At 52.3% G+C, this 23,964-nt stretch carries 22 protein-coding genes; 2 read left to right on the forward strand and 20 right to left on the reverse strand.

Annotated elements, in window-relative coordinates; all coding sequences use genetic code 11:
* Positions 1-41 precede the first annotated feature (41 nt).
* The 8 genes from ACMGDE_RS02605 to ACMGDE_RS02640 all read right to left on the reverse strand — a co-directional run bounded on the left by ACMGDE_RS02605 (position 42) and on the right by ACMGDE_RS02640 (position 6,444).
* Complete coding sequence (locus ACMGDE_RS02605) at positions 42-1,211, reverse strand: metallophosphoesterase family protein (protein ID WP_436831198.1); 1,170 nt, start codon at positions 1,209-1,211, stop codon at positions 42-44.
* Between the two features lie 29 nt (positions 1,212-1,240).
* Positions 1,241-1,468 (reverse strand): hypothetical protein, encoded by a 228-nt coding sequence (locus ACMGDE_RS02610; protein ID WP_436831199.1) that lies wholly within the window; start codon positions 1,466-1,468, stop codon positions 1,241-1,243.
* The gene (locus ACMGDE_RS02615) at positions 1,432-1,833 is read right to left on the reverse strand and encodes an RNA polymerase sigma factor (protein ID WP_436831200.1); all 402 of its coding nucleotides are present in this window, start codon (positions 1,831-1,833) and stop codon (positions 1,432-1,434) included. The genes ACMGDE_RS02610 and ACMGDE_RS02615 overlap by 37 nt, the downstream gene beginning before the upstream one ends.
* Positions 1,834-1,972: 139 nt before the next feature.
* Entirely contained in the window at positions 1,973-3,007 is a 1,035-nt protein-coding gene (locus tag ACMGDE_RS02620; protein ID WP_436831201.1) for an MBL fold metallo-hydrolase, read from the reverse strand.
* Positions 3,008-3,042: 35 nt separating this feature from the next.
* Entirely contained in the window at positions 3,043-3,696 is a 654-nt protein-coding gene (locus ACMGDE_RS02625) for a DUF6266 family protein (RefSeq protein WP_436831202.1), read from the reverse strand.
* A 412-nt stretch (positions 3,697-4,108) separates the two neighbouring features.
* Positions 4,109-5,005 carry a DUF6528 family protein gene (locus ACMGDE_RS02630; protein ID WP_436831203.1) on the reverse strand — a complete coding sequence of 299 codons (897 nt, stop codon included), beginning with the start codon at positions 5,003-5,005 and terminating at the stop codon, positions 4,109-4,111.
* A 386-nt stretch (positions 5,006-5,391) separates the two neighbouring features.
* Entirely contained in the window at positions 5,392-6,270 is an 879-nt protein-coding gene (locus tag ACMGDE_RS02635) for a ComEC/Rec2 family competence protein (protein ID WP_436831204.1), read from the reverse strand.
* Positions 6,271-6,306: 36 nt separating this feature from the next.
* On the reverse strand, positions 6,307-6,444 hold the full coding sequence (locus tag ACMGDE_RS02640; RefSeq protein ID WP_495911614.1) for a hypothetical protein: 138 nt from the start codon (positions 6,442-6,444) through the stop codon (positions 6,307-6,309).
* A 365-nt stretch (positions 6,445-6,809) separates the two neighbouring features.
* Between ACMGDE_RS02640 and ACMGDE_RS02645 the strand changes: the two genes are divergently transcribed.
* Complete coding sequence (locus ACMGDE_RS02645; protein WP_436831206.1) at positions 6,810-8,312, forward strand: choice-of-anchor I family protein; 1,503 nt, start codon at positions 6,810-6,812, stop codon at positions 8,310-8,312.
* A 54-nt stretch (positions 8,313-8,366) separates the two neighbouring features.
* Here ACMGDE_RS02645 and ACMGDE_RS02650 read toward each other — a convergent pair whose 3' ends face one another.
* The 3 genes from ACMGDE_RS02650 to ACMGDE_RS02660 all read right to left on the reverse strand — a co-directional run bounded on the left by ACMGDE_RS02650 (position 8,367) and on the right by ACMGDE_RS02660 (position 13,238).
* Positions 8,367-9,260 (reverse strand): glycerophosphodiester phosphodiesterase family protein, encoded by an 894-nt coding sequence (locus ACMGDE_RS02650; RefSeq protein WP_436831207.1) that lies wholly within the window; start codon positions 9,258-9,260, stop codon positions 8,367-8,369.
* A complete protein-coding gene (locus tag ACMGDE_RS02655) occupies positions 9,261-10,418 on the reverse strand; it encodes an Sb-PDE family phosphodiesterase (protein ID WP_436831208.1) in 1,158 nt (385 codons plus the stop codon). It abuts the gene before it with no gap.
* Between the two features lie 375 nt (positions 10,419-10,793).
* A complete protein-coding gene (locus ACMGDE_RS02660) occupies positions 10,794-13,238 on the reverse strand; it encodes a phosphocholine-specific phospholipase C (RefSeq protein ID WP_436831209.1) in 2,445 nt (814 codons plus the stop codon).
* Between the two features lie 467 nt (positions 13,239-13,705).
* On the opposite strand from ACMGDE_RS02660, the gene ACMGDE_RS02665 reads away from it, so the two are divergent.
* Complete coding sequence (locus tag ACMGDE_RS02665) at positions 13,706-17,086, forward strand: HEAT repeat domain-containing protein (protein ID WP_436831210.1); 3,381 nt, start codon at positions 13,706-13,708, stop codon at positions 17,084-17,086.
* A 58-nt stretch (positions 17,087-17,144) separates the two neighbouring features.
* Here the strand turns inward: ACMGDE_RS02665 and ACMGDE_RS02670 are convergent, their stop codons facing one another.
* The 9 genes from ACMGDE_RS02670 to ACMGDE_RS02710 form a co-directional block, all read right to left on the reverse strand.
* Complete coding sequence (locus ACMGDE_RS02670) at positions 17,145-17,810, reverse strand: hypothetical protein (protein WP_436831211.1); 666 nt, start codon at positions 17,808-17,810, stop codon at positions 17,145-17,147.
* Between the two features lie 106 nt (positions 17,811-17,916).
* Positions 17,917-18,633 carry a 6-phosphogluconolactonase gene (gene pgl / locus ACMGDE_RS02675; protein ID WP_436831212.1) on the reverse strand — a complete coding sequence of 239 codons (717 nt, stop codon included), beginning with the start codon at positions 18,631-18,633 and terminating at the stop codon, positions 17,917-17,919.
* Between the two features lie 28 nt (positions 18,634-18,661).
* Positions 18,662-20,164 (reverse strand): glucose-6-phosphate dehydrogenase, encoded by a 1,503-nt coding sequence (gene zwf, locus ACMGDE_RS02680; RefSeq protein WP_436831213.1) that lies wholly within the window; start codon positions 20,162-20,164, stop codon positions 18,662-18,664.
* A gap of 36 nt (positions 20,165-20,200) precedes the next feature.
* Positions 20,201-20,674 carry an RpiB/LacA/LacB family sugar-phosphate isomerase gene (locus tag ACMGDE_RS02685; protein WP_436831214.1) on the reverse strand — a complete coding sequence of 158 codons (474 nt, stop codon included), beginning with the start codon at positions 20,672-20,674 and terminating at the stop codon, positions 20,201-20,203.
* Between the two features lie 214 nt (positions 20,675-20,888).
* Positions 20,889-21,254 carry a DUF5615 family PIN-like protein gene (locus tag ACMGDE_RS02690; protein ID WP_436831215.1) on the reverse strand — a complete coding sequence of 122 codons (366 nt, stop codon included), beginning with the start codon at positions 21,252-21,254 and terminating at the stop codon, positions 20,889-20,891.
* 1 nt (position 21,255) lies between these two features.
* Complete coding sequence (locus tag ACMGDE_RS02695) at positions 21,256-21,492, reverse strand: DUF433 domain-containing protein (protein WP_436831216.1); 237 nt, start codon at positions 21,490-21,492, stop codon at positions 21,256-21,258.
* A 139-nt stretch (positions 21,493-21,631) separates the two neighbouring features.
* The gene (locus ACMGDE_RS02700; protein ID WP_436831217.1) at positions 21,632-23,251 is read right to left on the reverse strand and encodes a PepSY-associated TM helix domain-containing protein; all 1,620 of its coding nucleotides are present in this window, start codon (positions 23,249-23,251) and stop codon (positions 21,632-21,634) included.
* An 11-nt stretch (positions 23,252-23,262) separates the two neighbouring features.
* Positions 23,263-23,541, reverse strand: coding sequence for a hypothetical protein (locus tag ACMGDE_RS02705; protein WP_436831218.1), 279 nt, complete (start codon positions 23,539-23,541; stop codon positions 23,263-23,265).
* 3 nt (positions 23,542-23,544) lie between these two features.
* On the reverse strand, positions 23,545-23,877 hold the full coding sequence (locus ACMGDE_RS02710) for a hypothetical protein (protein WP_436831219.1): 333 nt from the start codon (positions 23,875-23,877) through the stop codon (positions 23,545-23,547).
* Positions 23,878-23,964: the final 87 nt, after the last annotated feature.

Raw genomic sequence — 23,964 nt, forward strand, 5'->3', positions numbered from 1 at the left:
AAGGATCTGAAAGCCAATTGGCAGGAAAGCCGTTAGCGAGCTTACGCAAAACAATCGGAGGAAACAAGTGTATCCGCTGGACGCCACAGCGGCACTTCAAACCGTTCGAACAAGACCGGTTCTGCCCGTTTTTGCCGCATCGCATGCTGGTCAAGCGTATGGTACTCCCCGATCAATAACAACCCTTCCTCTTTCTTCTCGATCGTCATGTGCAGGAAGCCATACCGATCGTCGCAGAAATTTTCCAGCCGTACCTGATGGGCAGTGGGCTGAAGTGCTTCCACACGTGGGTCATTTACCGCAGCAACCGGGTGCAGATCCGCATAGCCTCCGGCGCCGGCCACCACATAAGGGATGACCGTACCGTCTTCATATGCCTTGGAAAACCGCTGGTAATTGTGCACATGCCCACTGAAGACAATATCCGGTTTCACCCCCGCCGCTTTGAAGGCGCTTTCCAGAAAGGCAATCATGGCCGGACTGGAACCATGGTTACTATCCGCCGAATATGGTGCGTGATGTACGCAGACAATGATGGCCTGGTCGGGCCGCCAGGTATCGGCATAGCGGAGTTCCTCGATAAACCATTCCCGTTGGTCAGCATCAATTGTACCGTGTTTCGTCACATTGCCATACAGTCCGATGATACGGGCGAGCGGGGTCTCCAATGTCCAGTACACATGAGGCTGCACCATGCTCAGCCGCCTGCACCCCCGTCCAAACATGATCCTGCGCCGATAGGTATCGCAAAATACATCTACGAATGCATCCAAACTTTGATAGGCCAATTCGCTGTCCGGATTGACATCTCCGTCATGATTGCCTGCGATCGCAAAAATCGGTGCCGGATACGCCTCATACGGACCCAGGAACTGCTTGGGATATTCGCTAGCCTCTCCGTGATTGTACACGATATCACCCAAGTGGAAAAGGAATGCCGGGCGCGCCTCGATGGATTCGCCCATTTTCGCCTGCTCGGCCAACGCTGATGCAACCAGCGGCTGGAATACCGAATCCCGCACGCTGCCCGTGTCACCGATCATGTGGAAACTCATGCGCTCCTTCAAAAACCAGGAAGCATCACCTACCACATGCCGGAGATTCAGCCGATAAGGCGCCAGTCCCGTGGGGCGGGGCAATGGCTTGAATAGATGCGAATCATCCGAAATGTGGGTTAAAAAAACCGGTTCTGTCCGTTGTGCGTTCTTCATAGTGCAAAGTTGGTGTTATGAAATTGTTATCAACGCCCTGCGTAGAGCACCGCCGCGATGACGGTCAGCACCGTCGCCAGCACCGCTATCCAGATCACCGCCCGTTGCTTAGCCCGCCGGGACGACAATAAGTATTGCGTACGAACATGATATTTGAGGGCCACAAGCATTTTCCGCGCTATCCGCAGTTCATCATCGGTCCCAAGCGAAGGATCGTTCATTACTCCGGCCTGCCCTTCAATTTTCCGTTTTGCCATTTATACCTCAGCTGTTTATCTTCCAGGAGGGTACCCAACACATGGGGCAACCTCCGTACGCCTCCCCATGCATCCTCCATTAAGTTCATCAAATTCCACAGCGTGTCACCTCGGTCAAGGCCGCGTAGCCCATCACGAAGAAAATATTCCTCCGCCGTCGCGGTCATGTCAGGCAGGCGCCGCCGCCTATCCCAAAATTCCGCAAAAAACCCTTTCACCCACTCAAACGCAGCATCCTCATTGCCGATTTCCATCAACGCATGGGCATACAAGGATTTCCAATGCCGACGGCAGAACACATAAAACGCCTCCTCATCCGAATTCCGTATCCGCACTACCAGTTCGCTGTCGGTTAACTTTTCCACACAGCAAAGTTAGGATAGCAATGTAACGTAATGAGGTATAGGATATTACGTTTTTGTTAAGAACTGCTTTTTAATTGATTTCACCGTTATTTACGCAAATAACATGATTAATGCCCCAATGGCTTCGGCGATCATGCGGTTATTCAACCTCAATGTGTTCGCCCCAAGCCATTACAATAGCGGGTTTATGGAGCTGTTTGATCCTCCGGAAGGTCAGCCAATACGCCTCCCGATGATCGATCGTATGGCTCATTTCGTTTTCATGGCCGAGTATCACGAGCTTAGGGTCGATGCCTTCAACGATTTGTTCCATCGGGCGCATCCAGCAGTGCGCCAAGAGAATATCAACGTCGAATTGCTTGCCGATCGCTGTCAAAGCAGGAACGTCTTCGTCATTTGATTGGTCGCCGGTATGGGCGATGGTTTTCCCCTCGGGTGTAGAGACGATGTATACATTATTGGCCACCTTGTCCTGATGCCCTGGGAATACGGCAACATCAAGCGACACGTTGCTCTTAGTCAGTGTCAGCGTCTTCGTGGCGATACCCTTCTCCTCGCGGAGCGGTTTGACGTATGGCGACACTCCCTCCCATAGGCCGGTGGGCACGATCACTTCTTTTCCTTGATCGTAAAACATACGTGCCACAGCCGGGTCGGCGTGGTCTCGATGCTCATGCGTGACAAACATCACATCACAATGATCAACAATGGCCTGCATCAGGGAGTCGGCGAAAAATGGCTGGTCAGCACTTCCACCCCGCACCAAATCAAACGCGATGGTCACACTGGGTGTCTGGATAACGGCCCCTTGATTGTAAAACCGGTGTACCCGGATTTGCCCGGTCGGCACATCGGTCTTGAGTGTGGTGAGCATCCGTCTGCCCACACCGTCCATGTAGCGGTAGAGGGACGCCCCGTCATCCAACCGGGTATCGTGGAGCAAGGCATCAAGCGCGTATAGCGCCAGTTTCCGTTCATCACTTGGTTCCGCAGATGGGGGATGTTTTTCCAGTACGGCATAGGATTGCTGAAAAAGCAACGATGACTGCTCCTGCAATAGGCCTGGCACATCTTGCCAATAGTCCATTTTTTCCTGCGCCATCATCGGCGTGCTTCCAATGCTTGAAAAGATCCATAGCAACAGCAACGTGGTCAGTTTATAACGGTGCATCATAAGGGCGAAGTTAACATGATAATATTACCTTAATGTTATCTTTGACGGTGGATATCGCGGCGTTCCACCGTCCCCAAAAATTGGCTATTGGAAAAACATTTTTCCTCCCGGTCGCCTACGCAGGTATAGACCAACAATTGGCTTCCAATCGGTTCGTCGGCAATGTCCACACTGACACTTCCTTCGGCACGAAGTGCCTCGGCTACCGAAAAAATCTTCTTCTCGGCATTATAAGCTATCAAAAAAACCCGGTCATCGTTGAATGCATTCTTCTTGTTTGCATTAGGCGTCCAGCGTAGCTGTAGTTGATTATTGACGAGCTCCATTTCGATAGCTTCCACCCCTTTCAGGCTGCCCTGCGATAGCCGCACCTGCTCCGGCCTAATGGATAGGTTTGGGTATTCCCCATCCAAGGCGTTGTGATAAATATGCGAAACCGCCCGGTTCATGGCTGCTGTTTTTGAATACGAACCGTATGAAGATGCAAAACCACGATGAATGACGGTCTGAAGCGGCGTCAAAAATCCCATCACCAGTTTCATTTTTTCCCGGGCCTCCAGCTGTTTTGCTGACGGCGGTTTGTTAGACTTCTTCGGTCGGCTACGCACATAAAATCCAAATGGCCCTTTACAACCAACCAGGTCGCCAATGGTTCCTGAAAATGCAAATAAATCATTAAATTTTGCCATATCGTTTTCTTTTATCTCAGGCAAACATAAAAATCCAAGGGATAACCGCCAATAGCGAACGTGCGAATGTCCCGTAAGTGTCCCGCAAAACCCGCATTTTGTCATGCAACTGTCCTATAACTGTCCTACTCGACAGTCGTCTGTTCCGGCAAGGCCATCATCTAAATCACGTGTGGTATCGTCCCCTATTCGGCTTGTCCCCGGCTTCGGTGGAACCATGCGTGTCAAGGGCATTCCAAAGCGGACTCGATAGCGATGATTGCCTTTCAGTCGGCATCAAATTAGCATGGAGCGGGCATCAAGCTGGCCTCCGGCATCCAAGGCGTATTCAATCGGGATACAGCCGGTGTATGCATGATGATTCCCGTGCTTTGGCTACAGTCGGAGATAAGTCAAATCACTTCATATCCGTTTAGCGCATCACCCGTACTTTGTACATATTGATCTGCGGCACCTGCACCACGCCCGTCGGCTGCTGGAAGTAGATGTTGTGCGTCCACCAGCTGATTTCGCCTTTGGTATAGACAAGCGCTTGGGTCTCTTCGTTGTAGTGGGCAGACTTTACGTTATGTACACCCTCCAGTGGTTTAAAGATGGTGAAATCTCCTTGATTTATATCAAACAGCCATACATTCTCATGGGTGGTCAACATGAGCGTATTGCCCGATACTCGCGAAAGTTCGTGCCCGCCGATGTCCGGCAATGCCCATGTCTCCTCCAGCGCCAGCTTGGGCGTATCCGTCTCCCACTCGGCCAACGTATACGCCCGCAGCTCATCGTAGCCTAAGGCATACAGGCGCTCGGTTTCGGGCAGCCATACCACCCCGTGGCCCGAATATAGGCTGTCGCTGAATAGCACCTCATCCGGCTTGTCACCGTCGTATAGGGCGATGCTGTTGCCCGCTGGGTTCGTAGATAGCGCCACGACGATGCGGCCACCGGGCAGGGCTTCGATGGAATGCGCATTGGGTGCCTTGGCATAGAATAATGCTTTTTTCGTTTCCCGCTCCAACATCAGCGCCGCTCCTGAAGAGGCGGTCAGCAGCAGTGTATCCCCGTTCCCGACGGGTTTGCAGTCGTCCATCGTTTTCAGCAGGGGCAGGTATTCTGCGGGCAGGTCCACGGTCTCCGAAGCCTGCCAGGTCCATACAGTATCCACTTGGCTGAAAGCGGTGTCGGTTTCGATGAGGATGACCTTGTCATCGCCGCAGGCGAATACAGTCATCTTTTCTGCGTTCGTATTTCCGGTAATCAGTTGGCTGCATGCGGCCAATGCGAACAACGCCGCTAAATAATAAGATTTTATCATCTATACTAAAGCTTATCTCGGCGATAAATATAGGCACGTTATGTGATGTTAATGTTAATTATTCGCTGTCGATAGGTTGGTCAATCACTTTAATAAAGATATACTAAATACGGAAGTGCAGATACTGTATCCAAAAGAGTATTGAAAAGGAACGCGCCAAGGCCCAGGCCGAGAAGCTAAAAAGCGCTTTGGAATTCAAAAAATGGGCACCCCTATCGCTGACAAAAGGACTAGGGCTTGCCATCGAGAACCTCGAAAAGCTTTAAAAGCGGTATTTCCAAAAAAGCCATCGGTATCACAACGCAATCGTTTCAAAAGGGCACATATAGGATGTTGCTTTCTTTTTTTTTGGTTGTTGGATTGCGAATGGTATTGGATTGTTAATGTCATTCGATCTTATGAAGCCCTTCAAATGCCCAATAGTGTTTTTTAATGCCGATCTCATCCATTAACTCCCGGATTTCGATGGTTTCCCAGGTATGTGTATTGTAGCCCTTCCCGGCGTCGTTGTCGTGCAACCAGCGCGGGGTGGGCCACAAACAGGCTTTGAAACGGATATTGCGATAAAAATCCTTACGGACACCATTCTGTCCGTGATGGGCCATCTGCAAATAATCGCAGTTCAACTCTCCGCGGTAAGGCCCGTTCCACAGTTTATCCCCTGCTTCTATCCCGATATCCCCTAAGAAAAGTACCGATTTTTGATTGTCCCACACTTTGATGACCATACTTTGATTATTATATGGGTTGTTGGTTATTTCCTCATTTTTAACCCCTAATATTTTGAAGTGGGTGTCCCCGATATCAATCACCATCCCCGGTTCTGTCAAATTCACAACCTTTCCGCTAAAGTTGCCGAGGGTAGCATAATAGGCAGCGGTCAGCTCCTTATGCCCGAGTTCGTGCTGTTCGTAGAACGCCTTTGACAGCTCGGAATGGTAAATGGTATGGATCGTTAACCCATTTGGCGCTTTCAGAATCTCATTCAACGCCCCCAAATGGTCCTGATGCGGATGCGAAATAAACCAGGCCTCCACCTCGTTTCCCAACGCGGCCAGAAAACCCCTCAAGTAAGGGGCGTCCCCAGCCATTCCTCCATCCATGACGCATACTTTGCCATTGTCCGTCAAGAACACATAGGAATTCATTTGGGAGGGGGTTTGCGGTGGCAATTGCCACAACGTAAAACCTTGCTTTGCCGATGCGCCGAACGATAAGGCGGTATTCAACAATGCGAGCAAAACAATGAAAAAACGATGATTCATACTATTAAACATGCTCTGGCAGTAAATATAACAAGTTCATGTGAAGATCACGTTAAGCCATCTCTTCAAGAATAGCCATTTCAGGCCGGTATTGCCTTCCGCCAAGGTCAGCAATACGTCGGCATAACGCAGTACATACAGATTTTTACCGCTGGCCTGCCCATTGGCTTCCATATCCCAGAATTTGGGGCCATACCAAGCGCGGACCACCTACTTTCATGAGGCACTTATATCTCCCATGGATCCACCAACGCTAAATCAGAAATATTATTGAAATCGGATAAATTACGGGTTATCAGGGTCAACTCTCGACCCCTTAATGGCAGTTTGCCATTGGCCTAAATAGCTCCCTCGAAATCAACGGCTCCATGGTACGTAGCTTTATACAAAGCTAGGCCTGCCGCATTAAACTACGGTTAAGCCAGAATGAAGATAGTGGCCATGGGCAAGATTACGATTTAGAAACACTGTCTTAACACGATGTTCATGTGACTTCTATATTCTTGCTTTATACTTGAAAAATAAACTTAACGAAGATGATGAAAGGTAAACATTTACTGCCCCTGATCACGGTTGCAGCACTGTCTGCATGTGTGAAGGATGACGATGCAACAACACCCATATCGAACGAAGATCCCGCTACGTTTGCCGAAATCGGCACCCTGGACATCGGCGATGTAGGTGCGGCCGAAATCAGTGCTTATGATCCGTCTACCAAGCGGCTATTTGTGGTGAATAACGGTGGTGTGAACAAGATTGATGTGATCGACATGGCCGACCCCAGCAACCTGACGGTCATTCATTCCATCCCGACCAACAGCGGGGCCGTCAATAGTGTGTCTGTCTACAACGGCTTATTGGCCGCAGCTATCGAATCGCCTAACAAGCAGCAACCCGGCAACGTAACGGTGTACCATACCAATGACTACACCGAGGTCAAAACCGTCGCGACGGGCGCCTTGCCGGATATGGTGACCTTCAGCCCGGATGGCAATTATATCCTCACGGCCAACGAGGGTGAGCCCAGCAGCGACTACAGCGAAGACCCGGTGGGTTCGGTATCGATCATCAGTGTGCAGGAGAACTACAGCGTGGTCAATGTCGATTTCAGCGGCTTTGCTTCGCAGCAAGCGGCACTGCAACAACAAGGACTACGCGTGTTCGGTCCCGATGCGTCGTTTGCGCAGGATATGGAGCCTGAATATATAACGATTTCGCCCGATGCCAAAACCGCATGGGTGACCTTGCAGGAAAACAATGCCATCGGCCAGATTGATTTGGCCAGCAAAACTGCTACGGCTATCTTTCCGTTAGGTTTCAAGGACTATAGCCAAGAGGCCAATGCCATTGACCCTTCCAATGAAGACGGTGCGGTCGACTTCAACCCTTGGCCGGTAAAAGGCATCTATATGCCGGATGCGATCGCGGTGCTACAATCTGGTAGTACGCCTTATCTGTTTACCGTGAATGAAGGCGATGCCCGCGAGTACGACGCCATCGAAGAAGCCGAACGCATAAAAGATATTGAACTCGATCCTGCCGTTTTTCCAAATGCAGCGGAACTGCAAGATGATGCCCAACTGGGCCGCCTGAACATCACGACCACATTGGGCGATGATAATGGGGATGGCCGCTATGAGGCGCTTTACTCCTTTGGCGCGCGCTCGTTCAGTGTGTGGAACGGGACCGATGGCGAACTGGTGTACGACAGTAAAAACGAGCTGGACGTAAAAACCAACGAAGCGGGTTATTACGACGACGACCGCAGCGATGATAAGAGTGTCGAACCCGAAGGCATCGCCATCGGACGGATAGGCGATAAAGACATCGCGTTCATCGGCATGGAGCGGGTAGACGCCGTCGCAGTGTATGATGTCACGAATCCAACTTCACCAGTATTCCTGCAGATCCTGAAAACAGGCGATGCACCGGAAGGTGTTTTGTTTGTTCCGGCGGCCGACAGCCCTATCCAGAAGAGTTTGTTGATCGTCAGCAGCGAAGAAGACGGGGTGTTGAAAGTTTACGCGCCTGACACGCTGTAAGCAGGCGCTCAGTTTTTGAAAAAGGGTTTCCGCACATACTGCGGGAGCCCTTTTTTAATGATTACCCAACGCCTTCGCTACCTCCACGGGTAGATCCGACTCCAGCACCGTGGCGCCGTCGCGGATGATGTCGCGATAGGCGGCGGCTCGTTCTCCCTCCGTTTCCAGTTTGTCATAGGTGGGGGCAGCCGATATCATGCATCGAATACCTTTGCCGTGGAGCAAGCGGTACAGCGGCTGGTTAGCGGGTTGTATCTTCGGACCGATATAGGCGATCATCTGGGAAGTGGGTATTCCAACACGTTCATAGGCCGCTAACGCCTCGGGTGCCTGCACAAAGGCAGAGAACATGCGTTGTGGATTGTCGTCGTGGTAGAACTTGGCGTCTTCGGCATTATGCACCGTGACCATCACCCAGGCATCCGCCTGGTGTTTGCGGATGATGGCGGCAATCATCGGCAGGGGGACGTCCTTCTTATCGAAGTTCAATACGGTTTTCCCCTTCGCCCATTTGATCATCTCGGACAGGGTGGATATCCGGTAGGGCGTGACACGCCCCGAGCGGTCTTTCAGCCTTAGTTTTTTCAGTTCTTTCCAGGTATAGTCGGATACGTTGCCGGTACCATTGGTGGTGCGATCAAGCGTGGCATCATGCAGCACCACGATCACGCTGTCTTTTGTGAGCCGCGGGTCGATCTCGAAGAACGCTGGGGTGTGTGCCAGCACATATTCCAAACCTGCGATGGAGTTTTCGGGCATGCCCGATTCAACCGTGCCCCGGTGGCCGGCAATGATGGGCGCGGCGTCTTCGCGATAGGCGAAAAAGGAATGCAATTCGGCGGGGGTAGAAAAGGAAAGGTAATGCTGCTTATCCTTCCCTCCTTGCCCGAAGGACAGGAGGGAATGGAAAAGCAGAGCCCATAGGTAGATGGCTTTTGTCTGTATCATTTATTTCAATGTTATGGTCACCGTAGGATGCTTGTCGCTCCGAATATAGGCAGAAATGAGCTCATATTGCAAATTACTTTGCCCGCTCCCGGCCGTGATCGTTTGTGAAGAAGACGGATACAACACGATGTTTTGGGTGCCCTCGCCCGATTTTAACGCAAGTTCGAAATAAAGGTCGCTATTATTCTTGATTTCATAATAGTTGGTTTCGATCGCATTGCCCGATACGTCTTTGCCTGTTTTGGTGTGGTATGGGGCACTCACCGCGACAGAGGCGTCAAATAGGGCTATGATGTGTTCTTCCCTGCCTGCGAGGTATTTGCTGGACCAAGCGACAGTACGCCCGGCTTCGAGTGCCTCCCGGATGGCTGTGGCGCTGCGTTCCTTGGCCAGCACCAAGGTCATGGTACGGTGTACATACTCGTTCTCCAGATCATAGTCATGCGCAATCAAATTGTGGATATCTGAGGTGCCCATCACCGTCAGTCCTTTGTCCATGGCCCAATCCAGTGCCTTCTTGTGGAATCCAAGTCCGTTGAACACCTCAATGCCACCTAAAATACCTTCTTGGTGGAGGTTGTCGACAAAGTCTATCCATTCGTAGGACCCGTCGATGGAGTTGACTTTCCAACCCGGGTGGTTCCAAAAGATAAAAGCGTCCTGAGAAGCCGCTTTCATGATGGCTTCCTTGTCTTTGTTGCTGTCATTGTCCGCGATGTAGCCGGAAGCATCGCCGATAAACAGCGCATTGAAGTGTCCCGGAGGCGTATTACGAGTGATTTCCGTGCCCCTGACCAGGATGATGTTGTTCTCCGCTGCCATGGTTTCGGCGAGCTCGTATGAGCGGGTATTGTCTACCTTCACGTCCGCTTTGTGCGGCGTGTACTCCACATGCTCGGTATACGCGATGGCATCCAGTCCCTCATTCCACGCTTCCTGCACGCGTACGTTTGGCCAAACATGACCATCTGAGAAAACGGTGTGCATGTGGAAATCTACTTTCAATACCTGATATCCATTGACATCGGGAATATAGACGATCTCCCGTTTCTTGGGTTTCGCAAATTCACGCATGCTGAACATCCCATTGTCTTGTGCGGTACCGATGATCGAAGCCGCTAATAACGGCATCACTAACGCAATTTTTTTCACTTCCATAATGCTGACGATTTAAACATAAAACAATTGCTTACTTTTTTAGGGTTTCCGGATGAGTTCATCCACCACATGCGCCTAATCCCTTGTCTCCACGCCGGTCACCGCCTTCGGCAAGGTGCCGCCGGCGCAATGCAGTATTTGAACTTTTCTGAGGTAGTGTAAACACGGTGTTTATAAAAGTGTTATCGACGGGCGAAGCTAAGGCAATGATGTTAAGCCAAGGTTACATTTGTGTTTAGATTACACATTATTTATTCGTCAAACCGTCATTTGGTAGCCTCCAGCACGCCCAGATAAGCCTTCAAGGCAGCATGAGTTTGTCCTACCGAAGAATAAGCAACGGAATACGATCATTTCATATGATATTAGCGTGTCTTATGCTTCTTTTGGAAATCCCATCAGGGGATCAGTGATGCTGGGTTTCCCGGTTTCGACATGGCCTGCAAAACGTTGGCTGAACTCCGGAAACCCATCTACCTCTACCTGCACATCATACCATCCGCCAGTGGACGACAGGTCGATCCACAGCGGCTTACTGGTACCCTTCACGGTCAGCCGGTGCTCGCCACTTTCATATGATAGGTCGCGGATACGCAGTTGCAACTTGCTGGGTGCAATGCCCGCCACCTTCAGGTTGCCGCTTCGTGCGTCAGGCGTGACCAGTACCTGCACCTGCGGATCCCGTGCATTGCCGCTGAACTCGGTAAAGAAACCATTGGGGCCGTGCACCCGCAGTTGGTACTGTCCACCCTCGAATGCTGTGAGTGGCCAGGTATATGTCAGGGGCTCGTTTTCACGTACGGCAAAATCCCACGTGCGGCCCGGCTGGGTATCGGGCAAATAGGGTACCATCGCGTTCACGTGGAGCGGCACGCCCACCACCTTGGTTTTTGGCAGGTCACCCGCGGCCGTGAACTGCATGGAAAAGCTCCCCGTTGCGGGGTCCACACCGGCTGTCACCCTCAGGTTATAGGGGATCGCACAGGCCGGCTTGGTACCCGGTTCCTGCTTGGGCATATGGGGCGATGCCGGATCGAACAGCTTGTAATTACCGGGCAGGCCCTTCGTTTTTGCTGAGAATATCCGCTCCACTTCATCGTTGCGCACCAAGGGCGCCAACGCCGGTTGCTCGTCGGTGGTGGCCGGTCGGAATACGGATGTCAGGTTACCGCACACGAGGCGGCGCCAGGTACTGATATTGGGTTCGGGCAACTGCTTTCCCGTCTTTTTCTCCAGAAAATGTTCCAAGAATTGCAGGGGCGATGTGTGGTCAAACACCTCGGAGTTGACCCATCCCCCTTTGGTCCACGGCGAGGCGACCACCAGCGGCACCCGGAACCCCAGACCGATGGGACTATCCAACGTTGCCTCCGGATTGTTAGCACGTACTTTCTCCTGTTCGGCTGTAATATATTCGTCACGGGTATCCACGCCCGTGGCCACGGCTCCGGCACCTTCCCTACCGGAAAGCGGAGGTACAAACGGTGGAACATGGTCAAAATAGCCGTCGTTTTCATCGTAGGTAAGGATGAAGATGGTCTTCTTCCACACCTCGGGGTTTTTGGTCAGGATATCCAATGCCTCTGAAATATACCACGCCCCATACCAAGGGGCACCCGGATGGTCAGAGAAATTGCAGGGTGCCACCAGCCAGGATACGGTCGGCAGCGTACCCCCTTGCACATCCTTGCGGAACTGGTGGAAAATATCGCCTTTCGGTACTTGAACGCTTTTCGTTCCTTCTTCATCCGTATACGCGATGGTTTCCAGGTCATGGTAATCGGGGTCGTCCGTGTTGGTGGCAAACGCCCGGCGGTGGATTTCCCGCTCGAACGGCGACAACGCCTCGAAGTTCGCTGCGCTATACCGCTGTAGGTCGGCTTTCAACTGGGTCAATTGCTTTTGCTTCTCGGCCAACGCCTCGGGCTCCGTTCCGCCTTCGGCCAGCGCTTGTTCCAATTGCTTGACGCGTTTCTCCATAAAGGTCCGGTGGGCGGGATGGAAGCGTACGTTGTATTGCTGGTGGAACTCCAGGTTATTATCGGTAAAGTTGGCCAGCCAGTCTTCCTCCTGGCCCTCGAACCCTACGGGCAGGCTCAGCTCATTTTGGTGTACCTTCCACGAGACACCCGCTTCCTGCATCCGCTCGGGATAGGTTTTCCAGCGGACGTCCTTATAAACGATCTGCCCGTTATCCACATGGGCAATCGAGTCGCCGTTGCGCGGTTCTTCCCGGATGGTACCCGACCAGAAGTAGGAACGGTTGGCGCTGGTGCCGGTGAGGGAGGAGCAGAAGTGCTGGTCGCATACCGTAAAGGCATCAGCAAACGCATAATAAAAGGGGATATCTTCCCGGTCGTAATAGCCCATGGTGAGCGGCATGTGCTCGTATTCGGGATTACCGGCCTTCTTTGCTTCCAGCCAGGTATCCATTTTGCCCACATGGCGGGCATGCACCATGTCATGCCAACCGTGCGGCAGGGAGCCCATCCAGGTGGCTTTGGTATTTTTGATGTCCAAACGGAACGGTGCATAGCGCTCCCCCTGAGCATTGGTTTGCACCCATACCGGGTCGCCGTTGGGCAGTGTGATGGCTCGGGGGTCATTAAAACCCCTGACGCCCCGCAGCGTACCATAGCAATGATCGAACGATCGGTTTTCCTGCATCAGGAACACGACGTGTTCGGCATCCAGGTAGGTGCTGCCTGCCGCTGCGTCAATGGCCAGCGCCCGTTGGATGGAGGGAGGTGATGCATTAGCGGCCGCTGCGGCTCCAGCCAACAGGGATGCTTTTTTTAAGAATGACCGTCTGGATTCCATGGTTATTAGTTAGACATTAGACAGCAGACATTAGACATTAGACAACAGATATTAGACAACAGATATTAGACATTAGACATTAGACAGCAGACATTAGACAACAGACAACAGACATTGGGCTTTCGAACATGCGGACGTATGACTTAGGGGTAAAAAATATGCTCCGCCAGCCCAAAAGATAACGCCATCCCTGTCTGCCAGTTCCTGTACGGTAATCCCTTTGCTTTTTCTTCGCTCCCTGATCTGATTCCCAATCTGAATTAGAATATCTTCTTTCATTCGGTCATTCCTTTTGCCAGCAAAGATATTCCATTTCAGGAGAATGACAAATCCTCCGTTCGCTCAAGTCGTTGGCACACTAAATCAACCTCATTTGTAAAATTATCATCGATTCATCACGAGGGTTTCCATAATCATGCCTATATTTAGCGGTACTAACCATGAGAAATGTTAACGATACAATTGTTATGAACAAATCCCTCATCCCATTAGTCGCCATCATTCTATTATGGGGCTGCCGACAGCAAACAGCCAATCTGCCCCTGAAGAAAATGGATCCAGCCCGGACAGCCCAATTAGCTGCCGATGTCGAAGGGCGTGTCAAAGCCGAACTCGACAGTGGCCTCACGCTGAAGCTGTGGGGGATCGACTCTTTGGTCGTTTCGCCCATCGCCATCGACGTCGATGATCATGGCCGGCTATTTTATACGACCACCGACAGGCAAAAAAACTCGGAGTTTGATATACGGGGCCATGTTGATTGGGAAATACCGTCGATCAGCCTGCAAACCGTGGAAGATCGGCGAGCCTTCCTCCGCGAGGAGCTGTCGCCGGAAAACAGCGCACGCAATACCTGGCTTGCCGACCTCAATGGCGACGGCTCCCACGACTGGCATGACCTGACGGTACAGAAAGAAAAGGTATATCGCGTGGAAGATGTTTCCGGTGATGGGGTAGCCGATCAATCCCAATTGATCGTGGATGATTTCCATGAAGAGGTGACTGACGTGGCGGGCGGCGTGTTTGCCGATGGCGACGACCTGTACCTGGCCGTGGCACCCGACCTGTGGCGGATGAAGGACAAAAACGGGGATGGTATTCCGGATGAAAAGGAGTCGATCTCGCACGGCTACGGGGTGCATGTCGGATTCAGCGGTCACGGCATGTCGGGCGTGAAAATGGGACCTGACGGCCGTATCTACTGGCAGATCGGCGACATTGGTTTCAACGGCACAGGACCTGACGGCCAAAAATGGGAGCACCCCAACTCTGGTGTCATCGCCCGTTCCAATCCGGATGGCAGCGATTTCGAAATCTTTGCCTACGGCCTCCGCAACACCCACCAATTTGTATTTGACGAATACGGCAACATCATCAGCGAGGATAATGATGGCGACCACGCCGGGGAAAAAGAACGGTTGGTTTATATTGTGAATGGTTCGGATGCCGGATGGCGCAGCAATTGGCAATATGGCAAATACCGCGATCCGGATAACAATACCTACAAAGTATGGATGGATGAAAAAATGTACCTCCCCCGTTTCGAAGGCCAAGCGGCATACATCACGCCTTGCATCAGCAACTTTGTGAGTGGTCCCACCGGATTGGTATACAATCCGGGTACGGCGCTGAGCCCCGCTTATAAAAACACGTTCTTCATCGCCGAATTTGTGGGCAATCCTTCCAGCTCGGGCATCCACAGTTTCAAACTGAACCCGAAGGGCGCGACGTTTGAGCTGGGGGAGCATAAAAAAATATTGGGCGGGGTGCTGGCTACCGGGCTGGATTTCGGACCGGACGGGTCGCTGTATGTCGCCGATTGGATAGACGGCTGGGGGACGCATGACTATGGCCGCATCTGGAAAATGGATGATGCGGATGGCGCTGCACAGGCCATCCGCGAAGAAGTCAAAACGTTGCTGGCCGCCGATTTCGGCGATAAGGCTGACGATGAATTGGGCGACCTGCTACGGCATGAAGATATGCGCATCCGGCAGAAGGCGCAATTTGCGCTAGCGAAACGCGGCAAGAAGGGCCTGCAGATCTTTCAACAAGCCCTGGCACAACGGGATAATCAGCTGGCCCGTGTACATGCCATATGGGGCATCAGCCAGCTGGCGCGGCAAGATGAGCAACATGCGGCGCTTCTGCTGCCTTTGCTGACCGATCGCGACGCAGAGATACGCGCACAAGCCGCCAAATGGCTGGGCGACATGCGGTACCAAGCCGCGGGTACGGCGTTGATTCCGCTTCTGAAGGAAGAGAATAACCGGACACGGTTTTTTGCCGCCGAAGCACTCGGCCGCATCCAGCACAAGCCGGCCGTGCAGCCCCTTATCGCGATGCTACAGGAGAATAATGACGACGACGCCTTTTTGAGGCATGCGGGTGCGCTGGCGCTGGCCCGTATCGGCGAGGCGGGACCGGTCGCGGCGCTGGCCAACAGTCCATCTCGCGCCCTGCGGATAGCCGCCGTGGTGGCGCTTCGGCGCATGGGCGACCCGGGTGTCGCGGGTTTTCTCCAAGACGAGGATGAGTTTGTGGTCACCGAAGCCGCTCGTGCCATCAATGATGACCTTTCCATCGAGGGGGCACTGCCAGCCTTGGCCGATATCTTGAATACCACGCCGTTTGCAAATGAAGCCTTGATACGCCGCGCCATCAACGCCAATCTACGGGCGGGGAAACCGGGCAACCTGCAAAACCTGATTCAATATGCGCAGGGAAACCACCCCCCACTGATGCGTACGGAAGCCGTAGACGCCCTCAGCACATGGGCCAAGCCTTCGGTGGTCGACCGCGTGGACGGCCGCTTGAGGGGGGTTATCAAGCGCGATGCCGGGGAGCTCAACAAGCAGGCTACGGATCTGCTTATCGGCATGCTCACCGACGGCCAACTGCCGGTACGGCTGAGCGCCGCTAAAGCCATCGGCAAGTTGGCTATCAAACCGGCGGCTTCCGCCTTGCTGACCAGCCTGAAACAAGACCGTGAGGCGCTGATGCGCGTGGAGTGCTTGAAAGCACTCGTGAACCTGAACGATCCGCAGCAAGAGCAGGCGATCAAGCTGGCCCTCGCCGACCGGGAGAAAGCCGTGCGCGTAGCGGGACTCGAACTGCTGGAACACATGAGCATTCCCCCACCAGTGATGGTCGAGCTGCTAGCCGATGTCATCGCTACCCGGACCATGGAAGAGCAGCAGGCCGCCATTATTAGTCTGGGCAGGCTGCCGCTTGACCACACGGGCGACGTATTTGGTCAACTCCTGGATGATATGGAGCAGGACAAACTGGATAGGAACCTCTACCTGGAACTTGGCGAGGCCATTGACAGCACACGTTCTGAACAGCTCATCGCCCGTTATAAAGCGGTCAGTAAGCAACTTTCGCCCGACGAGCTGCTGGCGTCATACACCAGCAGCTTACAAGGGGGCAATGCCGATCGGGGTAGGCGGGTTTTCTTCCAACACCAACAGGCACAATGCATGAAGTGCCATGCGTATGATGACCGAGGCGGCAATGCGGGTCCGCGTCTCAACGGCGTTGGCAACATGCTGTCGCGTGAACAACTGCTGGAAGCACTGATCGACCCCGGTAAACGCATCGCGCCCGGCTACGGTGTAGTCATGCTGGAATTGAAAGACGGGCAAAGCGTATCGGGCATTTTCCAGGGCGAGGATGAGCGCGGGGTTAAGATCAAGAAAGGACAAGCCGACCAGCTGATCCCCCTAAGCCAGATCGCGAAAAAGACCTTCTCGCCATCGAGCATGCTGGATATGAAAACGATCTTGTCAAAACGCGAAATCCGCGACGTCGTGAGCTTCCTGGCTACGCTGACGGAGGGTGACTGACGAACGTCATGCACTCCGGAGCCGGCGCTGATACGCCGGCTCCGGACCATGCGTGTTGCTAAAGCGTGTAGCGGAATCCTCCGTCGCGTTCCCGGCCGGTCACCGTTCCGGTTTTCAGGAGGTGATTCAGCCGGAAGGCCACTACTTTCTTGAGCTTGGAAAGCCCGTAGTCGGGGTCCAACCCATTGAGGTGGTCAATCAGTTCTTCCTTGGTGCTATCGGGCTTTTTTTCCAACGCATAACGTATTTTTTGATCCATCGTAGCCGAGGGGTCAAAAGAAGCTTTCCTTCTGGGCCTTTTTACCGCCGTAGCGGCAACCGTAGCAATGGCCTCGGGTGTAGCCGTTGTCCGCCGCTTGCGCCGTGCCGGCTGCTCTTTTGGCTCTTTTACCGCCGCAGCGGCCACCGTAGCAATGGCCTCGGGCGTAGCCGCCGCCTTCGGTGGCTTCGGCAGACGCTTGGGCTTGGCGATCGGCTTGGTTAACTCCACGGGTGCCGGATCTGCGGGTGAGGCCTTCTTCGCCGCTTGCTTCAGGAGGACCTTTACCGCCTTTTCGTGCTTTTTCTTCTTCTTATTTTGTTTCTTGTACTTTTTATCCGCCGTTATATCGACTCCGAGGGAAATAAGTGCAGCCTCGATCTTGCTCAATTCTTCATACAGGGATTGCCTGCGCTCATGAAGGTAGGTGAGCACATCACGGTCGCCAATTTTTGATTTTGCCATGTTGCTATGTTAAATAATCTTTATCAAACTTAGGTAAATTCGCTGTTATATGCAATATAATCGCGTTGCATATCATAACAAACCCGTCGGTTTTACCGCCAGCAGGTTACAGCCTTGCTGCTGCGGCAGTGTCGACCAACCAAGTGACCCGTTCGTCTGATGAGTCAAGAAGTTGCGCCGGGTACTGCTCGATGTTCCGCGCTCCTTTCAGTACCTCGTAGAGCGCATCGGCTTTGCTGGCGCCGTAGGCGATGATCGCTAGGCGCGCCGCCCGGTTGATCAACGGTACCGTCAGCGTGATGCGGTACATATCTTGGGCATGAAGGTAGTAAGCCACTACCCATTTACCCTGTTCATGCAGTACGCCCGTATGCGGAAACCAGGATGCCGTATGCCCATCAGCCCCCATGCCTAACAGAACCAGGTCAAACTCCCCGTCGGGATGCAGGTGAAGCCGCAGGGTCCGCTCATATTCGCGGGCGAACTCTTCAGGTGAAATACCGGCCGCCCACATCGGGAAAATCTGCGCCTGTGGGACCGGCACCTGATTCAACAAGGTGTCGAATGCCATGCGTGCATTGCTCCGCTCGTCATCTAAGGGCACCCAACGCTCATCACCCCAAAATACATAGATCTGCTCCCATTGGACCTGGCTACGGCAGGGCTCCGAGGCCAGCAACTGATATAATCCAACCGGAGAAGAACCCCCTGTCAGTGCCACGGTAAAATGCCCCTTTTGCGCGATGGCCTCCTTAGCCGCTTGCACAAATAACTGAGCTGCCTCAGCATTGAGCAGCTGTAAATCATCAAATTTTCGTATCATTTGCTTTCTGCTAAATCCGGACACGCCCTTACGTATGTAAGTTCAATGCCCATACATGTCCCTGCCGCGCGATCAAGGCTTCGGCGCTCTCCGGCCCCCATGTTCCTGCCGCGTAGTTCGGAAAATCCAGCGAGTCCCTGCTTTCCCAGGTCTCCAAGATCGGGGTGATCACATCCCAGGCCTCCACCACTTGGTCCGACCGCATGAATAACGTCGCGTCTCCGCGCATGGCATCCAGCAACAAGGTTTCGTAGGCTTCCGGGGTTTGCGTAGAGCTGGTGTCATAATCAAACACCATCTCCGCGGGGTTGAGGCTCATCTCCAGTCCCTGCTTCTTCGCCGTGAAGCGCAGCCGGATATCCATGGTGGGTTGGATATTGATGGTCAACCGATTGGGCATCAGGTTGCCCGCCTGGCTCGGCGAAAAGGTGGAGTGCGGTACCGGCCTGAACTGAATCGTTATGGACGAGGTCTTGTCCTGCATGCGCTTGCCCGTGCGCAGGTAAATGGGTACCCCTTGCCAGCGCCAATTGTCGATGAAGAGCTGCACCGCCGCGTAGGTCTCGGTATTCGAATGAGGGTCTACTCCCACCTCTTCCCGATAGCCGGGGACCTTCTTACCGCCGATCCAACCCGGGCCATATTGCCCCCGTATGGCATATTTATGCACCTCCTCGGGCCGCAACCTCCGGATGGCCCGCATCACATCCACCTTGCGGTTGCGTATTTCTTCGGCCTGGAAGGAAATCGGGGCTTCCATGGCAATCATGCACAGCACCTGCAACAGGTGGTTTTGAATCATATCGCGCAGCGCGCCCGAATGCTCGTAATAACTGCCCCGGTCTTCCACTCCCACCTGTTCGGCCACGGTGATCTGGATGTAGTCGATATAATTGCGGTTCCACAGCGGTTCGAAAAGCGCATTGGCAAAACGGAATGCCAAAATATTCTGTACAGTCTCTTTGCCCAGGTAATGGTCGATGCGGTAGATCTGCTCTTCTTGAAAGGTTTGTGCCAGCAGCTGGTTGAGTGCAACCGCCGTCTGCTTATTATAGCCGAAAGGCTTTTCAACCACGATGCGGTCAGAAGCCGGGCTATTCGCCAGCTCGTGTTTGCTGATATTCATGGTCGCCATTTCGATGAACTGCGGCGCGATGGATAAGTAAAACAACCTATTGGCCCGTACACCCCACTCCTGGTCAAAAGCGTTCAGCTTTTTGGCCAGCTCTTGATACGCCACAGCATCATTGATGTTCGACTCAAAATACGAGATTGTCGTGTTGAACTGTTGCCATTGTGTATCTTCCGGCTTTCCCTTGCGGGAAAATTCCACCAACCCGTCGTGCAAGTGGTCTTTATAGGCTTCATCGGTCAGCTGGGTACGCCCTAATCCGATGATGGCAAACTTCTCGGGCATCCAACCATCGATATACAGGTTGAAAAATGCGGGTATCAACTTTCTTTTGGTAAGGTCGCCTGTGCCTCCGAATATGATGATAACGGTGGGGGCTAATTTTCTACCTGATTTCATTCGTGAATATTGTTCTTTATTTTATTAACTAATCCGTTATCCGATGTTGCTTCCCCCTTGGAGCGCTTGCCGCTCCAGTGCAAGCACCTTTTGCAGTCGTCGCTCAAAACGCACTCCGCCATCATACTTCGCCTGCAGAAATGCCACTACGAGTTCCCAGATCAGCATTGGCCCGATGACACGCGCGCCTAAACACAGGAGGTTCATGTCGTCATGTTCCACCCCCTGTCGGGCCGAGTAGCTGTCGGTGATCAATGCCGCACGCACGCCGGGTATCTTGTTGGCAGCGATGGATACACCCACCCCGCTGCCGCACACCGCAATACCGCGATCCACCTCCTTACCTACGATGGCCTGGGCTAGCGGCACGACGATGTCCGGATAATCATCCGCTGGATCATAATCCGCGGCACCGTAATCATGAACATGATAACCCTGCTCGGCGAGCTTAGTTATCAACTGTTGTTTCTGTTCAATGCCCGCATGGTCCGCCGCAATCCCGATCTTCATTGTCGTGTCGCTTATATTAAAATTTTTGCTATTCCCACATCTCTATTTAAAGGCGGCTCAAGTTAGCCAAAAAATTCATAGCTCACTTAACCGTTGTGTCAAAATTTGAAATGGAGGGGCGATAGGTATAATTCAAGTTTTATAGCAATTGATGGGGAAATATCAATGGTCTCGGTATCCAAACATCTGTTTTTGATGTTAGAAGGCAATCGCATTACAAAGGTTTTCTATACTGGCGTTGACGGATATTGTCTGCTTCAACCACTGTAAAAGCATCTTCGAATACCATGTCGGTCTGCTCCATCAGTCGCTGCAACATCCGGCCGGCAAACAACGGTTCAAGGCCTTTATCCCTGAAATAGATGACCGCTGGAGGGCTGTCAAGGCCATGGCGATAAATAATTTCACCATAGTCACTGTCAAATGTCAGTATAATCCGATTCTCCTGTTGGGCTACAGCAACGACCTCATTATCCGCGATACCAAACGTTTCCTCAGCAATACTTTTTATATCCAGTCCCAGTGTTCTTAGCAGTTTGATGCTCGGGAATGGAAAGTTTTCATTTGCAAGAAACCTCACGTTAAGCGATTTTGGTCAACGAAAAAAACAGTTCATTTTTCAGACAATCTTTTAAATAGGCAAATACCGCTTTGATATGGTCGGTTTTCAGCTGGGGGTAGCTTTCCAACAATTGCTGTTCAGTCCATCCAGACGACAGCAATTCAAGAATCAATTCGACAGATATACGTGTACCCTTTATCGTTGGCTTCCCAATCAGTATATTCCTGTCCGAAACGATATAATCTTGCCAAACCATGATGCTATATATTAATCATATCAACTATCACAAAGATACCAATAAATTTTAAGTCTTAAATAAGTTATCGATAACATCCTAATAGCCCCTAATCCCTTAGGGCGGAAGTATCACCCTTCCGCATGAATGGGTGCAATCGTTAATTTTGAAGTGCCGGTTTGGAGGCGGGTGCTTTTTTGAGTTTAAGCTGCTCCAAACTTTTTTTCTTCAATTTGCGATAAACAAGCAGGCTTATCGCGCCTAACACGATCCAGATCATGTCCAGCAGCAAGATGTCTATTTCCCCGTCTGCAAAGGTGGTCCACAGCCAGTTTTGGGCTAGGATACCATTGGCTAGGGGCACCATCAGCGACAGCACTGACCCTAGCAACAGGGTTTCGCGTGTGGTGCGGTTGATGCTCTTGCGGACCGTATAGTAGACGGCGAAGACCAGCCAGCTGAAGAAGTAGACGCGGTAGATGAATGCCATATCCGCAGCGGGGGCCATTTTGACGGCGATGAATGTCAGCGCCGTCACCGGAAACATGGTCAGGCAGATGGCCATGTAACTATTGGCCAGCCATCGGTTGAACTTGCGTTTGTGGGCCGCCACATTGTTCTTATCGCGCGCCACCAGCCAGATCATAATGCCAGAGGTAATTACGAGGCACCCCATCACGCCGAGCACGAAATAGACGATTTTCAGCAAAAAGCCGCCATAGTCGCCGAAATGCAGGCGGTAGATGGCTGCCTGCAGGTAGTCGGCATAGGCAGGCTGTCCGTAGGGCGATTCTTCTTCCACCACGGTCCCGGAAGCTACATCGTAAATCACATGGCCCGTGCCTGCCAAACTGCGCCGGTAGTCGGCATCAACCGCGATGGCCACGCGCATCTGCTCATCACCGAAGTTTTTGATCGCGATCCGCTTAATGAAGGCCGCTGGCCACTTGGCCTGCACCCGGTCTACATATTGCTGCACGCTCGGAAAGATGGGCAGGGGCTTACCGCTGTAGGTGCTTTCTACGGCTATTTCGAAACCCAAATCCTGATAGACCTTGTCGCCATCACCATCGTAGATGAAGCTCCGGAACGGCTCTACAAACAGCGTATTGACGATGAGGACAGCGCCCGTAAACGCAAAGACAAACTGGTAGGGAAAGCCGATGACACCCAGCACCGTATGCAGGTCGGTCCACGCCGCCTTGGTCTTTGCCCAGGGCCTGAACTGGTAAAACCCGGCTACCAGCTTATCCCAGTGGAGGAGCAGTCCGGTGATCAGCGCAAAGACGAATAAGAATGCCACCAAGCCCGCCACTACGTAGCCGAAGGGGTAACCGATCGGGATCGGCACTTCGTTGAGCTGTGCCAAGAAATGCAGGCGATATAGAAACTCGCCCATATCGTAATTTTCTTCGTAGGTTTTCTGCTTCCGGCTGTCAACATTATAGTAAAAGTAGCCGGCCTGGCTTGCACGTTTGTTTAACACGGTGTCCTGTGACGGCTCCACGTTGACATAGGCATCTGCCGAGTTTGGATAGCGATATATGATCACGTTGCGCCCGAGCAAGTCATACTCCCGCTCAAGCGAATCCATCAGTTGGGTATATACCTCCTTTTCCTTTGCCGCATTGACATAAGAAGCGTCGCGTTGCCACGCCGTGATCTCATCCTTGAAAAACGAAAACGATCCGGCGAAGAAAATGACGTAGAGCACAGCGCTGATGATGATACCACTGATGGTATGCAAATGAAAATAGGTATTATAGTTTCTGTTGTTCATGAGGATAACGATCAAGCGCAGCGGTGGATGATCAAAAACAGGGCGGTGAGGGCGATATAGAACAACCAGATCTTCCACCCAGACTTGGCAAGGAAAGCCAGCAGCAACAGGATTGCCCAAACGATGTAACCGAAAAAGATGGTCGATACCAACGCATCTCTCCTATCGATCAGGTGACTGAGCATCAGGAAAAACGAGATCATTACGGCATACCCCCCGAAAAATCCGGCAGTGATCTTTACCCATCGTTGCCAAGGGGATGCGGTGAGGTATTTTTTGTTGGCCGGCATGATTCAGAAGATAAACACCTCCAATGCCAGTAATACGGCATATAGCGCCGCCACATGCCTCGCCCGCAGCATCCGCAGCGGCGTCACCGATACGATCAACGTGCCCGCAGCCATCAACATGACGATGAAACCAAATATGCCAGACCCGGCACCCAACAGGATAATGAGCGCAGCCAGCGTCGCCACTGCTAAGCCGAGGCATAATGCGTGCGTCAACCCGCTATGCGCTGACAGGTAGATCAAATAGGGCGGCCGACGGCCGAATGACACCTTCTTCGAGGTATTATACTGCAGATAAAAGAGGGAGAAAATCGCTAAAAATACCGTACTGTACATCACACGCATCTATATTATTTAGATTAAATATAAACAGTGCGAAAGTATATAAATATTTTAATCACCGCAACATCCGATTGAAAAAAT

Source organism: Parapedobacter brassicae (assembly GCF_051400755.1).
Classification (GTDB): Bacteria; Bacteroidota; Bacteroidia; order Sphingobacteriales; family Sphingobacteriaceae; genus Parapedobacter.